The organism is Lentzea flava, assembly GCF_014648475.1.
In the GTDB taxonomy this organism is placed as follows: Bacteria; Actinomycetota; Actinomycetes; order Mycobacteriales; family Pseudonocardiaceae; genus Lentzea; species Lentzea flava.
This window is the reverse complement of record NZ_BMRE01000030.1, coordinates 51,441-64,337: the sequence shown is the minus strand read 5'-3', so window position 1 is coordinate 64,337 and position 12,897 is coordinate 51,441. Positions and strand designations below refer to the sequence as shown.

The window sequence follows — 12,897 nt, the reverse complement described above, 5'->3', positions numbered from 1 at the left end:
AGGGCTCGTGCGGCGGCAGCGTCTGTGGGAGCGCTCTCACAATGTCTAGCCGAAACCGGTTCCGCGCGAAACCGGTTTCCCGGATTCCGGTACGAACGAATCGGTTGAGTCGCGCCGAACACGACAAACCGGCTGCCCTTCCGGGCAGCCGGCGAAATTCCGTCAGACGTGGACCCGTTGTCGTGCGGTGATCGCCAGTGCCGCGAACCCGGCGGCGTTCAGGCCCCACGCCGCGAAGTCGAGCTCGTGACTGGTGATGACGACGGCCGCGATGAAGTGCAACGGCTGGGAGACCGCCGTGGCCATCGCGGCCCAGCGGGGGAGGCCCGCCTGCCACATCGCGGCGCCCAGCAGCACCGTGCCGATCACGTGACCTGCCACGAAGACCGCGGTGGCGGAGGTGAGGGCGGGGTGCGCGATCGTGTCACCGCCCAGTGCGGCGGCGTCCTCGGCCACGAGCAGGCCGATCGACAGGTAGGCGGGGACCAGCAGGACGACGGCCGCCGTCGTGAGTTTCGGTGCCTGCTCACGGGTGACGTTCGCGATCCAGATCACCGCGGGGGCCAGGGTCAGCATCGCGACGAAACCCAGCCAGACCACCCAGTTCTGCGTGTCCGGCGCGGCGGCGACCTTCTGCAGGATCGTGGCCGGGTCGTCGGTCGTGTCGTAGGGGAGGATCAGCCGGAGGACCGCGATCGCCGCGGGTCCGACCGGGAGCAGCCACTTCACCGGGCCACCGCCGTGCGGCCCTTGAGCACGAGAATCGCGCCCACGGCGGTCAGCAGCACGACGGCGGCGGCTGCGGCGATCGCCGGTGCGGGGACGTCGGGCTCGAAGAACGCGGGCAGGGCGCCGACCGCCGAGAGGGCGCGGAGGACGATCAGCGGGAGGACCGCCTTGCGCGCGCCTCGCCAGGCGGAGACCACGAGGATCAGGCTCGCGAGGCCGAGTGCGGCGGCGACGAGGGCGACCGCCATCGGCGGGGTTTCGCCGTCGGTGAGCAGCGGGAGCAGCAGGTCTGCGACGGAGAGCAGACCGAGGACGATCAGGCCGGCGCGGTACATGGGCACCTCCAGGTTCGGTTGGAGGCAACTGTGGTTCTACGGGTGTTCCTCGGTCAGGGGTGCGTGATCCGGCTGGGGCAGGAGGTTTCCCGGACGTGCCGGGAACGCCTTCCCGGGACAGCAGGCGCCCCGCGCCCCACACTTACCGGCATGACTCTCGGCCGCGTGCTCGCGTCCGGTCTCGGTGCCCTCGTGGTGGCCGGGACCGGTGCCGCTGTCGTGATCGTGTGGTGGCAGGGCTGGACGTGGCAGCAGGCGCTGGACGCGTTCGTCGTCACCAACTCCGCGATGGCGCTGACGTTCGCGGTCTGCGGGGCGATCCTCGCCTGGCACCGGCCGCGCAACCCGATCGGCTGGCTGTTCCTCGCCGACGGGCTCGGGCACGGCACCACCGCGCTGGGTGCGCCGTTCATGGCCGACCGGCTGATCGCCACCATCGCGGCGTACGCGTGGCCGTGGTCGATCGGGCTGTTCCTGCCGATGGCGCTCCTGCTCTTCCCGGACGGGCGGCTGCCGTCGCGGCGCTGGCGGCCGGTGGCGGTCGCGATCGTGGTGACGGCGCCGTTGTTCGTGGTCGAGGTGGCGGCGGATCCGGCCGGTCCCGGTTACCTGACGCTGCCGGGGTTCGCCGCGCTCGGTCCACTGTGGATCGTGTCGGAGCTGCGGACGCTGGCGGCGCTGCTGGCCGGGATCGTCGCGCTCGCGGTGCGGTACCGGCGGGGCGAGGACTCGGTGCTGTGGTTGCTGCTGGCGGCTTCGGTGGCGGCGGTGTTCGTCGTGCCGTGGTCGTTCGTCGCGGGCACGCCGGTGTTCGTGCTGCTCGCCATTCCGCTGATCCCGATCGCGGTGACCATTGCGATCGTGCGGCACCAGCTGCTGGACATCAGGCTCGTGGTCTCGCGGGTGCTGGCGTGGCTGCTCTTGTCGGCGGTGGTGCTGGTCGTCTACGGCGTGCTGGTCGCGCTGCTGGACCGGTTCGTGTCCGCGCAGCTCGGCCGCTCGGTCGTCGCGACGGTCGTGGTCGCGTTGCTGGTGGCGCCGGTGTTGCCGCGCTTGCAACGGCTCGTCGACCGCGCGCTTTACGGCGATCGCGGCGATCCGGCCCGCGTGGTCTCGCGCGTGGGCGAACATCTGGCAGGGGCCGGGCTGGACGGTGTCGTGTCCGCCGTGCGGGTTGCGTTGCGTGTGCCGCATGTTGCGCTGATGGCCGGCGGTGTCTCGTTGGCCAGTGACGGCACACGGCCCGAGAACGTGGTCGTGGTGCCGTTGGAGTACGACGGCGCCGTGGTCGGCGAACTGCACGTGGGAGTGCGGACCGGCGAGAGTTCGCTCGGTGCGGCCGATCGCAACGTCTTGAGCCTCGTGGCGGCTCCTCTGGCCGTGGCCGTGCACGCGACGTTGTTGTCGTCGCAGCTGCAGGCGTCACGAGAACGCCTCGTCACCGCCCGCGAAGAGGAACGCCGCCGCCTTCGCCGCGACCTGCACGACGGCCTCGGCCCGACGCTGACCGGCGTGGCGCTCAGCGCGGACGCCGCCAAGAACCTGCTCGCCACCGACCCCGAGCGCGCCCGCACGCTGATCACGGGAGTCAGCGCGGACGTGCGCACCGCGATCGCCGACGTGCGCAGGATCGTGGAGGACCTGCGGCCGCCCGCGCTGGACGAGCTCGGCCTGCTCGGCGCCCTCCGCCAGCGCGCCGAACACCTGGTGCGTTCGCCGCTGCAGCTGCGGCTGGACGTCCCCGAGACAGTTCCGTCGCTGTCCGCCGCGGTCGAGGTCGCCGCCTACCGCATCGCGACCGAGGCGCTGACCAACGTGGTCCGGCACTCTCGCGCGTCTTCGGTGGTGGTGCGGCTGCGGTGTGCTGAAGAGCTGGAAGTGGAGGTCACCGACGACGGACCGCCCAACGGCCCGTGGAGTCCGGGCGTCGGGATACTGGCCATGCGCGAGAGGGCCGCCGAACTGGGCGGTGGGTTCGAGGCCGGACCGACGGCCGAAGGAGGACGTGTGCGGGTGCGCCTGCCGGTGGAGGTGCCGTGACCGACATCCGCGTCGTGATCGCCGACGACCACCCCATCGTCCGCGAGGGCATGAGCGCGTTGCTCACCTCGCTGGACGGCTTCGTCGTGGCGGGGGTGGCCGCGACGGGACGTGAGGCGGTCCGCGAGGTTGTCACCACCCGCCCCGACGTGGCGGTGCTCGACCTGCAGATGCCCGACCTCGACGGCATCGCCGCGACCAAGGAGATCGCCCGTGCCGCACCGGGCGTCGCGGTCCTGGTGCTCACGATGTTCTCCGACGACGACTCGGTCTTCGCGGCCATGCGCGCGGGCGCCCGCGGCTACCTGGTGAAGGGCGCCGAGCAGGACGAGATCGCCAGGGCCATCCGCGCGGTCGCGGCCGGCGAGGCGATCTTCGGACCGGCCGTGGCGCAGCGCGTGCTCGGCTTCCTGACCGGATCGTCCACACCGGACGTTCCGTTCCCCGAGCTCACCGCGCGCGAACGGCAGATCCTCGACCTGCTCGCCGCGGGCCTGTCCAACGGCGCCATCGCGGCGAAGCTGGGCGTGGCGGCGAAGACCGTGGCCAACAACGTCTCCGCGATCTTCGCCAAGCTCCAGGTGGCCGACCGCGCGGCCGCGATCATCCGCGCCCGCGACGCCGGGCTGGGCCGCTAACGGGTCGCCTTGGCCCCGTTCGGCGCGATGGCGAACCGGCCGTCGACCCCGTGCCCCGCCGTGTCGCCCGCCTGCTCGTCGTCGACGTAGCGGTAGACGGGGTGACCGCCGATGGTGACCTGCTCGAGCCCGTCGGGACGCTTGAACGTGCCGATCAGCGCGGGGTCGAGCTCGGGTGCCTCGACCTTGCCGCCCGCGGCCAGCAACGGCACCCACACCAGCGTGCACTCGGCGTCGAGGCACGTCGACGACGGCGGATTCGTGCCGTCCTTCTCGTGGAAGTAGAGCGTGTAGTGGTCCCGGTCGGCGACGACGGGGCCGGCCGCGGCCGACTGCTCGACCCGCAGCTTCGCGATGTCTCCCGGCAGCACCGGGGTGGGCCCGGCCACGGGACCGGAGGCGGCCTCCAGCTCCTCCAGCGTGGCGGTCTCCTCCGGCTCCGCCTCCGCGGAGCAGGCACCGAGCAGCAGAACCAGTGCGAAAACGGCGAAACGGATCACATCAGGGGACTACGGCCACGGGCCCCGCCCCGGTTCACCACAGGAAGATCAGCCTGAGCACCCCGGCGACCAGGAACAGCGCGGGCACCAGCAGCAGGACCTTGCCGTAGGTGACGAGCATCCTGCTGTTGATCCGGTAGCCCATCGCCCGCCTGCGCGACCCGATCTCCCGCAACGCCTTCTGCATTGCCCTGGCCACGTAGAAGGCCGGAGCGCCGTACCTGTTCCGCTCGCCGGGAAACGGCCCGACCGGCTGCACCCGCGGCGTCCAGTCCCGGTCGAAGACGATCACGGCGGTCGTCCACCTGTCGTCGGTCACCGCCACTTTCGCCGGTGTCGGCAGGTGCTCGTCGAGGCGCTCGGCGAGATCAGGCCTGCCGCCGGGCATGAGCAGCACGAGCTTGCCAGGCGGCTGGGTCGCCCGTGCCTGATCGACCTCCCACCACAACCCGTCGCCCTCGCCGAGCCGCAACACGATCAGCTGCGACAGCTCCATCAGCTTCAGCACACCCGGCTGCCAGTCGTCGCCCGGCAGGTAGAACCGCGCCGCGCCGAGGTGGGGGAGCTGTTCGCCCGGCCTGCCCACGGCGATGACCGGACCGAACGCCCCGAGCGCGCCGATGAGCTGCTCCTCGCGCGTGTGGACGCTGAGCAGTCCCGCCGACAACGCGCCCGGCAGCTCGTCCACCACGGCGGAGTCCGGGTCGTCGCCGAAACCGCGCAGGTAGAGCACGGGTTTGCGGGAGTCGTCCCTGAGCGTTTCCGCCGCGCCCTTCGCCGAGCGTGGTCGTGAGTAGCGCAGGACGTAGTAGGCGATGGGCAGCGCGATGACGCCGATGATGAGGATGACACCCCGTGCAGCCCACGGGAGTTCGTTGGCGCGGGTGGCCGCGACGACCGCGAGAAAACCGACCACCAGCAGCGTGTAGCCGATGCCGGTGACCACCATGAACACCGGGCGCCGCCACGCGGGACGTGGCGGCACGTAATGGCTGACCAGCGCGACGACCTCGGCGTTGGCCCGACGTTGTCGCCGGCGCAGGACAACTGCGATGGCGGCCAGGATCGCGCCGACGACCAGCCACGGCACGGCGCGCCCCCACGATGCTGCTGCTTCGGCGTGGAGGACGCTGCGGTCTTCCTCGATGTTCGCTTCCACGTCGCCGACGAACCGTGTGGCGAGGTCGAACTCGCCGTCGTGGGCGGCACCGGTCGCGAGGGAGATCGAGGCGCGGGAGCTGCTGCGCGAAGGGGCGCGGTCGGCGAACCACAGGTACTCCTCGGAGACCTGGCTGTCGTCGGCGCGGTCGAGGGCCTGGCGGAAGGCGGCGAGGTGAGCGGGAGCGTCGTCGAACTCGACGGCCTCGCGGAGGTCGATACCCGCGAAGATCGTCAGAAGGGCCGCCACGTAGCCGACCACGACCGCAGCCGCTGTGACGAGCCTGGTCACCGTGCGCACGCCCACCTCGTGCTCGCCGAAACTGTCGGTGCTGTCTGGGAGAATGAAAGCAGGGGACCCCCTCGGAGGGGACCCCTGCGCGAGCCTGTGCCGCGCCTGCCTGTGCCGTGCCTGCCTGTGCCGTGCCTGCCTGCGTCGCGCCTGCCTGCGTCGCGCCTGCCTGCGTCGCGCCTGCCTGCGTCGCGCCTGCCTGCGCCGCACCTGCCTGCGCCGCACCTGCCTGCGCCGCACCTGCCTGCGTCGCGCCTGCCTGTGCCGCGCCTGCTTGTGTCGCGCCTGCCTGTGCCGCACCTGCTTGCGTCACACCTGCTTGCGTCACACCAGCCGAGGCTTCACCCGACCCCTCACACTGCTCGGCACCCACCCCTGACCAGCACCAATCCGACTTTGCCGAACCCCCTGTGAGGGGCCCTGCGCGAGCCTACGGCCGAGTGATCGCCGCCAGCATGAGTTCGCGAATCTCCGCGGCGATCTCGTCCACCGCGAGCGGCGGCTCGTGCGCCTGCCACTCCCGCAGCAACCCGGTGATCGCCCCCACCAGCGCGATCGCCGTGAGCCGGTACGACCGCTGTGGCGCCACCCCGGCCGCCGCCGCGCGGAGTGCCTCCGACTCGATGAACTCCGCCCACGTGTTCACCCACCGCACGTGCTGCTGCTCGATCTCCGCGTTCACCCCGACGGCCTCCACGTAGTTGAGGCGCGGCGCACGGGGATCGGCGGTCACGGCGCGCACGAACACGTCCAGCAGCGTCGTGATCCTGGTCCGCACGTCGGCCGTCTCCAGCGACGTGAGCGCGGTGCGGACCTCGGTGAACGCGGTGGCGTTGATCAGGTCGTGCAGCTCGCGCAGCAGGTCCTCCTTGGAGCCGAACTCCTCGTAGAAGTTGCGGGTGGAGACGCCTGCCTCTGTGCACAGCTCGGAGATCTTGGTGGCCGCGAAGCCCGTGGTGGTGAAGAGGGCGAGGCCTGCCTGCAGCAACCGGGCGCGGCGTTCTGCTCTGCGCTGCTCGGGTGACACACCGGCGTAGGCACGGGCCACGGGACGGACTCCAATCCGGTAATCGGCGTTGTCAGATTACGTCGGTGCAACCTCGCGCGCACCCCAGGCGTCTAGACCTTTGCACGGGCGCTCAGCTGCCGGTCGCGCTCTTCTCCAGCGGAGGACAGCCGCCCGTGGAGTAGGCGGTGTTGTACTCGAAATGCCACTGCTCGTTTTCGTAACGGCGGCACCAGCCTAGGGTGCTGCCGTTTTTCTCGACCCATTTTGCTGATTCGATCGGCTGAATGTCGACGGCGAATCCGCGGACGTGCATCGACCGGTCCGGCGGGTTCAGCACATAACGCGAGGCGAGTTCCGCGGTGCCGAACTTCTGCACGGCGTCGTCGAACTCCTGCTGCTGTTGCTGCCTGCTGCGCTTGCCGTCGTTCAGGCAGAGCTGAACGCCCTGCTCAGAGGCCTTGGCGCGCAACGACTTCCACGCCTGCAGCACCTCGGGGCGCAGGCCTTCCGGCGACTCGTCGAGGTAGCGAGCGTCGATTGCGCACTTCGGCCCGTCCGGCGGGCCGGGCACCTCCTCGAGAATCGCGAGCGGCTTTCCCGGGTGCCGGTCGAACACGAGCGTCAATCTGCCCAGGTATCCCAGCGCGCCGCCGGCGGAAACCACGAGTGTGACGATCAGCAGCACGCCGAACGCGACGCGTCTGGAGGTCTTAGACATGAATCGAATAATACGTCCGCGCGCGACGGCGTCTGTCAGCGTCCCGTAACAGTCTGTCGGCAGGTGTGTCCCCGCTCGCGTGGCGGAGAACACATCCATTTGGCCCAATCACGCTTTCGGCGGAGCGGACAAATGTGATCGGTGAACAGATCCTGGCCCCTTTCGCGGCGACGAAACATGATGGCAACATCTCCGGCGGCTGAGAACCAGCCCGTTTTCGTGAGGTCTCAGGAGGACCGCTTTCATGTTCGGCCGCATTTTTGCGATCGTTGCTCTGTCCGTGTCAGCTCTCGCGTTCACCGGCACCGCGCAGGCCGCTCCTGCCGCAGGAGGGGATACCGCGTTGTTGCTCACGGTGCAGTACTCGGACATCGAGGACAACGCCTTCAAGGCAACCGTCCTGACCTGCGAACCAGGCGATTCCCACCCGCGCAGGGCCCAGGCCTGCGCCACCCTGGCGTCCACCGGGGCCGACCTGCAGGCCATGCGCTCGGACGACCGCGCGTGCACGTTCATCTACGCGCCGGTCGAGGTCACCGTGTTCGGCTTCTGGCGAGGCAAGCCCGTCTCGGAGGTTCAGACCTACCCGAACTCGTGCGTCATGCTGGCGCACACCGGTGCCGTTTTCGATTTCTAGGACTCGATCACGACACCGGAAATAATGTGCGGCGGGGCGCGGCAGGGGCGCTCCGCCGTACATTTTCTCGTACCGAAATCCGTTGTGAGCCGAATGGCGCAGGCGCTGCCGGGCGTGCGAAGGTGTGATCATGGCCGCCACCTCGCGCTTCCCGCTGCTGTCCTGGACGACCATCGCCCCGGTGTTCGGCGTGCTGCTGCTCGCCCTGGCCTGGGGACGTGACCTCGCACCGGTGCTCGTCGCGCTGGTCGCCGTCGTCCTCGCGGTCACGGTGCTCGCCGCCGTGCATCACGCCGAGGTCGTCGCACTGCGGGTGGGGGAGCCGTTCGGCTCACTGGTCCTCGCGGTCGCGGTGACGATCATCGAGGTGGCCCTGATCGTCACGCTGATGGTGTCCGGCGGCCCCGAAGCCTCGTCACTGGCCCGCGACACCGTGTTCGCCGCGGTCATGATCACCACGAACGGCATCGTCGGCATCGCGTTGCTGCTGGGCGCCCTCAAGCACGGCACGACCCTCTTCAACGCGGAAGGCAGCGGCGGCGCGCTCGCCACCGTGATCACCCTCGCCACCCTCACGCTGGTGCTCCCGACGTTCACCACGACCACGCCCGGCCCCGAGTTCTCCGGCCCGCAGCTCGCGTTCGCCGCGCTCGCGTCCCTCGCCCTGTACGCGATGTTCGTGTTCACGCAGACCGTCCGGCACCGCGACTTCTTCCTGCCCGTCACCGAGGACGGCGTGATCGAGACCGAAGAACACGCCGAGGCACCGTCCGGCAAGGCCGCCCTGGCCTCCCTCGGCCTGCTGCTCGTCGCCCTCGTCGCAGTGGTCGGCCTCGCGAAGATCGAGTCGCCCGCGATCGAGGCGGGCGTGCGGGCCGCCGGCTTCCCGCAGTCGTTCGTCGGTGTCGTCATCGCCCTGCTGGTGCTGCTGCCCGAGACGATCGCCGCCGCACGAGCCGCGCTGCGCGACCGCATCCAGACCAGCCTCAACCTCGGCTACGGCTCGGCGATCGCGAGCATCGGCCTCACGATCCCGACCATCGCGCTCGCCACCGTGTGGCTGGACGGACCGTTGCTGCTCGGACTCGGTCCGATGCAGATGGTCCTGCTGCTGCTCACGGTTCTCGTCAGCGTGTTGACCGTGGTGCCCGGTCGTGCCACGCGGCTGCAGGGCGGCGTGCACCTCGTGCTGCTGGCGGCCTTCCTGTTCCTCGCCGTGAATCCATAAACCCGAAGAGACTATTGCCACGTTACGACGTTCGGCCCTACATTGCGGTAACGCCGGTTACCACAAAGGGGTCCAACGATGCAGCTCCGCACCGTGCTTGCCGCCGTTCTCCTGTTATCAGCCCTGGTCACACCCGCTGCCGCGGCCGCACCGGGCGACCTGGTCAGCAGTCAGGAGGTGGCGTGGCATCCGGAGCCCCTGCGGTTGCTGCCCGCTCCCGTGAAGGCCTACGACATCCGCTACCGCTCGACGTCCGCGACGGGCACGGGCAACGTCGTGTCCGGCATGGTCCTCGTCTCGCCGCTGCCGTGGACCAACGGCCCGCGCCCGATCGTCGCGTACGCGATGGGCACGCAGGGCATGGCCGACCGGTGCGCGCCCTCGCGGCAGTTGCAGAACGGCACCGAGGTCGAGATCGCGTTCCTCTCGCAGGCCATGTTCAACGGCTGGGCCGTCGCGATCACCGACTACGAAGGCCTTGGCACGCCAGGAGATCACACCTACGCCGTGGCCCGGTCGGAAGGCAGGGCGCTGCTCGACGTGGCACGGGCCGCGAGCAACATCCCTGGTCTGTCGGCGAACGCCCCGGTCGGCGTTTTCGGTTACTCGCAAGGTGGTCAGGCCGCGTCGGCCGCCGCCGAGCAGTGGAAGGCCTACGCGCCGGAGCTGAACGTCGTCGGTGTCGCGGCCGGTGGTGTGCCGGCCGACCTCAACGCGGTCGCGAAGTTCAACGACGGCAACGCCGGTTCGGGGCTGGTGTTCGCGGCGGCCGCGGGGTACGCGGCGGCCTATCCCGAATTGCCGCTGGCCGAGGTGCTGAACGAGCGCGGCAAGCAGGTCGTCGAGCAGATCCGCAACTCGTGCGTCGCCGAGATCGCCCTGGTGGCGCCGTTCACGCGGTTGAACTCGCTGACCACGCGGCCGGACGTGATCCAGGACGCGGCGTGGCAGAAGAGGCTGGTGGAGAACACGCTCGGTGCGGTGAAGCCCGCCGCGCCCGTCTACCTCTACCACGGCACGATCGACGAGCTCATTCCGTTCTCCGTCGGGCAGAAGCTGCGGTCGCAGTGGTGCGGCCTCGGTGCTGACGTGCAGTGGACCGCGCTGCCGTTGCTCGGTCACGTCGCCGCTGTCAGCGCGTGGGGTTCGAACGCCCTGAACTGGCTCGGTGACCGCTTCGCCGGGAAGGTCACGCACCCCAACTGCTGATCACCGCGGCAGCGAGGGCCGGGAACCAGGCCACTGGCGCGATCCACGCGTGCGCCAGCGCCAGTGGCCTCTTCAGCAGTGACTTCACCGCCTGGAAGTAGGCGTTTCCCCCTGCGGTGGGGTTGCGCTTGCGCCAGCCCCTCACCATCAGGGTGTCGCCGAACGTGTTGTGCAGGGTGAGCACGGCGAACCCGATCCAGGCCAGCACGGGTGAACCCGCTGCCATGAACGCGATCCAGATGCCGAGCCCGACGACCGCGGTGACGACGTGGTAGTAGGCGAGGGCCGGTATCGGTCTTCGTGCTCTGAGCAGCCGTGCCAGCAGTACGAGCCCCACCACGATGTTGAGGATCCACCCGACCAGCGCGATTGTCGCTGTCATGGTCCGACGGTACTACGATCGTAGTGTCAAGTCACTACGTTTATAGTGACGCTGTGACCTCGAACAGGGACCGTGCTCTGGCCGCGGCGATCCAACTGCTCGGCACGGAAGGGTTGCGCGGGCTGACGCACGCTCGCGTGGACGACAAGGCCGGGCTGCCGAAGGGTTCGACGTCGAACTACTTCCGCACCCGCGCGGCGCTGCTCGACGGCGTGGGGGACGCGATGCTGGCCAGGGAGGTCCCCGTCGTCGAGGCGGCGCTCACACCGGAATCGGCGGAAGACCTCGTCGACGAGCTTTGTCAGCTGTACGAGTTCATGACCGGACCGAACGAGGTCACGACCACCGCGCGCATGGTGCTGTGGATGGAGTCCGCGGCCAACGAACGGATCCGGCAGGCCTTGCTGAGCGGCCGGGCCGTGATGATGGCGATGCTCGTGCCCGCACTGGCCCGCCTCGGCGCGCGCGATCCGGTGGCGGCGTCGGACGCCATCGGTGCGTGCTTCCAGGGCCTGTTCCTGCAGCGTTTCGCGAGGAGTGAGGAGGTCGATCCCCGGCCGCTGCTGGAGATCATCGTCAGAGGAGCTCTGGCGCCGGGAACCTCCGCCGGAACGTGAAGCCCTCCGGCGTCGGGCCTTCACGCCGGACCAGGTCGAGCTTCGCGAGCCCCTCCTCGGTCGTCGGCTGATGCCCGGCGGGCACCCACCACATCACGTCGAGAGCGGTGTCCGGGTCGAACCACTTCGCGCTGCGCTTCACCGCCTCCAGATGGAGGCCGCCGAACGTGAAGGCCCACAACGACTCGACCGACTCCCACACGCTGAGGTTGAACGCCTCCAGCATCGGATCGCGCCCCAGCCGGCGCAGGTCCTCCATCATCCGCTCCGACGTCGGCCGCCACACGAAACCGGGGGCCCGCTGCGCGAGGTCGTTGATCGCGTCGACCCTGCTCGTGAACCCGCGCATCCGCCAGTGGTCGAACGGCCAGCGCCCGGTCGTGATGTTGGCCTGGGCCAGGTGGAAGTCCCCCATGCCCCTACTCTGACATGATCAGCCCATGAGGTGCGTGGTGCTGGACGACTACCAGGGTGTGGCTCTCGCGAACGCGGACTGGTCGGGGCTCGACGTGACGGTCCTGCGCGAACACCTGGACGATCCCGCGGACGCCCTGGCCGACGCCGAGTGCGTGGTGATCATGCGCGAACGCACCCCGTTCACCGCGTCCCTGTTCGCCCGGCTGCCGAAGCTGCGGCTGCTGGTCACCAGCGGCATGCGCAACGCCTCGATCGACCTCGAAGCCGCGAGGGAGCACGGCGTCACGGTCTGCGGCACCGGCAGCGCGAAGACCCCGCCGACCGAGCTGACGTGGGCGCTCATCCTCGGCCTCGCCCGGCACGTCGCCGTCGAGAACGCGGCCTTCCACGCCGGCGGCCCGTGGCAGAGCACCGTCGGCGTCGACCTCGCCGGTGCCACCCTCGGCCTCGTGGGCTTCGGCAACCTCGGCAGGGCCGTCGGCCGCATCGGCAAGGCGTTCGGCATGGACGTCGTGGCGTGGAGCCAGAACCTGACCGCCGAGCGCACGGACGCCGAGGGCGTGCGCCTCGCGTCCTCCTTGCACGACCTGCTCGGACAGTCCGACTTCGCGTCCCTCCACCTCGTGCTCGGCGACCGCAGCCGGGGTCTGGTCGACGCCGCCGCGCTCGCCACCATGAAGCCCACGTCGTTCCTGATCAACACGTCCCGTGCGGCCATCGTGGACAACGCCGCCCTGCTGGAAGTGTTGCGGGAGCGCCGGATCGCGGGCGCCGGCCTCGACGTCTTCGAGGTCGAGCCGCTGCCGTTGAACGACGAGCTCAGGACTTTGCCGAACGTGCTCGCGACCCCGCACCTCGGCTATGTCACGCAGGCGAACTACCGCACGTACTTCACCGAGGCCGTGGAGGACATCCACGCGTTCCTCCGTGGCAAGCCCGTCCGTGAACTGTCGTAACCGGACCCACTCCCGGTAGAGCACCCGGCGGC

General features: G+C 69.9%; 16 protein-coding genes. 8 read left to right on the top strand and 8 right to left on the bottom strand.

Annotated features, from left to right (window positions below):
* Positions 1 to 162 precede the first annotated feature (162 nt).
* Together IEZ09_RS28645 and IEZ09_RS28640 are read right to left on the bottom strand one after the other, a co-directional pair.
* On the bottom strand, positions 163 to 729 hold the full coding sequence (locus IEZ09_RS28645) for a hypothetical protein (protein ID WP_189256890.1): 567 nt from the start codon (positions 727 to 729) through the stop codon (positions 163 to 165).
* The gene (locus tag IEZ09_RS28640; protein WP_189256889.1) at positions 726 to 1,064 is read right to left on the bottom strand and encodes a hypothetical protein; all 339 of its coding nucleotides are present in this window, start codon (positions 1,062 to 1,064) and stop codon (positions 726 to 728) included. The genes IEZ09_RS28645 and IEZ09_RS28640 overlap by 4 nt, the downstream gene beginning before the upstream one ends.
* A 150-nt stretch (positions 1,065 to 1,214) precedes the next feature.
* Here IEZ09_RS28640 and IEZ09_RS28635 point away from each other — a divergent pair, with 150 nt between their 5' ends.
* Together IEZ09_RS28635 and IEZ09_RS28630 are read left to right on the top strand one after the other, a co-directional pair.
* Positions 1,215 to 3,104: a sensor histidine kinase gene (locus IEZ09_RS28635; protein WP_189256888.1), complete on the top strand. Its 1,890-nt coding sequence runs from the start codon at positions 1,215 to 1,217 to the stop codon at positions 3,102 to 3,104.
* Positions 3,101 to 3,742: a response regulator transcription factor gene (locus IEZ09_RS28630; RefSeq protein ID WP_189256887.1), complete on the top strand. Its 642-nt coding sequence runs from the start codon at positions 3,101 to 3,103 to the stop codon at positions 3,740 to 3,742. Before IEZ09_RS28635 ends, IEZ09_RS28630 begins: the two co-directional genes overlap by 4 nt.
* On the opposite strand, the gene IEZ09_RS28625 is transcribed toward IEZ09_RS28630, so the two are convergent.
* Together IEZ09_RS28625 and IEZ09_RS28620 are read right to left on the bottom strand one after the other, a co-directional pair.
* Entirely contained in the window at positions 3,739 to 4,242 is a 504-nt protein-coding gene (locus IEZ09_RS28625; RefSeq protein WP_189256886.1) for a COG4315 family predicted lipoprotein, read from the bottom strand. The genes IEZ09_RS28630 and IEZ09_RS28625 overlap by 4 nt on opposite strands.
* A gap of 34 nt (positions 4,243 to 4,276) precedes the next feature.
* Entirely contained in the window at positions 4,277 to 5,692 is a 1,416-nt protein-coding gene (locus tag IEZ09_RS28620) for a vWA domain-containing protein (protein ID WP_189256885.1), read from the bottom strand.
* 52 nt (positions 5,693 to 5,744) lie between these two features.
* Here IEZ09_RS28620 and IEZ09_RS48305 point away from each other — a divergent pair, with 52 nt between their 5' ends.
* On the top strand, positions 5,745 to 6,071 hold the full coding sequence (locus IEZ09_RS48305; protein WP_368856197.1) for a pentapeptide repeat-containing protein: 327 nt from the start codon (positions 5,745 to 5,747) through the stop codon (positions 6,069 to 6,071).
* 51 nt (positions 6,072 to 6,122) lie between these two features.
* Here IEZ09_RS48305 and IEZ09_RS28610 read toward each other — a convergent pair whose 3' ends face one another.
* Together IEZ09_RS28610 and IEZ09_RS28605 are read right to left on the bottom strand one after the other, a co-directional pair.
* Positions 6,123 to 6,740 (bottom strand): TetR/AcrR family transcriptional regulator, encoded by a 618-nt coding sequence (locus IEZ09_RS28610; protein ID WP_189256883.1) that lies wholly within the window; start codon positions 6,738 to 6,740, stop codon positions 6,123 to 6,125.
* A 91-nt stretch (positions 6,741 to 6,831) separates the two neighbouring features.
* Entirely contained in the window at positions 6,832 to 7,419 is a 588-nt protein-coding gene (locus IEZ09_RS28605; RefSeq protein WP_229813037.1) for a D-alanyl-D-alanine carboxypeptidase family protein, read from the bottom strand.
* A 244-nt stretch (positions 7,420 to 7,663) separates the two neighbouring features.
* Between IEZ09_RS28605 and IEZ09_RS28600 the strand changes: the two genes are divergently transcribed.
* The 3 genes from IEZ09_RS28600 (at position 7,664) to IEZ09_RS28590 (ending at position 10,493) form a co-directional block, all read left to right on the top strand.
* Complete coding sequence (locus IEZ09_RS28600) at positions 7,664 to 8,056, top strand: SSI family serine proteinase inhibitor (protein WP_189256882.1); 393 nt, start codon at positions 7,664 to 7,666, stop codon at positions 8,054 to 8,056.
* A 130-nt stretch (positions 8,057 to 8,186) separates the two neighbouring features.
* Positions 8,187 to 9,284, top strand: a complete 1,098-nt coding sequence (locus IEZ09_RS28595) for a calcium:cation antiporter (RefSeq protein ID WP_189256881.1) — start codon at positions 8,187 to 8,189, stop codon at positions 9,282 to 9,284.
* A gap of 78 nt (positions 9,285 to 9,362) precedes the next feature.
* Positions 9,363 to 10,493 (top strand): lipase family protein, encoded by a 1,131-nt coding sequence (locus IEZ09_RS28590; RefSeq protein WP_189256880.1) that lies wholly within the window; start codon positions 9,363 to 9,365, stop codon positions 10,491 to 10,493.
* On the opposite strand, the gene IEZ09_RS28585 is transcribed toward IEZ09_RS28590, so the two are convergent.
* A complete protein-coding gene (locus IEZ09_RS28585; RefSeq protein WP_189256879.1) occupies positions 10,474 to 10,875 on the bottom strand; it encodes a hypothetical protein in 402 nt (133 codons plus the stop codon). The genes IEZ09_RS28590 and IEZ09_RS28585 overlap by 20 nt on opposite strands.
* 53 nt (positions 10,876 to 10,928) lie before the next feature.
* Between IEZ09_RS28585 and IEZ09_RS28580 the strand changes: the two genes are divergently transcribed.
* On the top strand, positions 10,929 to 11,492 hold the full coding sequence (locus IEZ09_RS28580; RefSeq protein WP_189256878.1) for a TetR/AcrR family transcriptional regulator: 564 nt from the start codon (positions 10,929 to 10,931) through the stop codon (positions 11,490 to 11,492).
* On the opposite strand, the gene IEZ09_RS28575 is transcribed toward IEZ09_RS28580, so the two are convergent.
* Positions 11,452 to 11,907 carry a DUF3291 domain-containing protein gene (locus IEZ09_RS28575; RefSeq protein ID WP_189256877.1) on the bottom strand — a complete coding sequence of 152 codons (456 nt, stop codon included), beginning with the start codon at positions 11,905 to 11,907 and terminating at the stop codon, positions 11,452 to 11,454. The genes IEZ09_RS28580 and IEZ09_RS28575 overlap by 41 nt on opposite strands.
* 25 nt (positions 11,908 to 11,932) lie before the next feature.
* On the opposite strand from IEZ09_RS28575, the gene IEZ09_RS28570 reads away from it, so the two are divergent.
* On the top strand, positions 11,933 to 12,865 hold the full coding sequence (locus IEZ09_RS28570; RefSeq protein ID WP_189256876.1) for a D-2-hydroxyacid dehydrogenase family protein: 933 nt from the start codon (positions 11,933 to 11,935) through the stop codon (positions 12,863 to 12,865).
* Positions 12,866 to 12,897 lie beyond the last annotated feature (32 nt).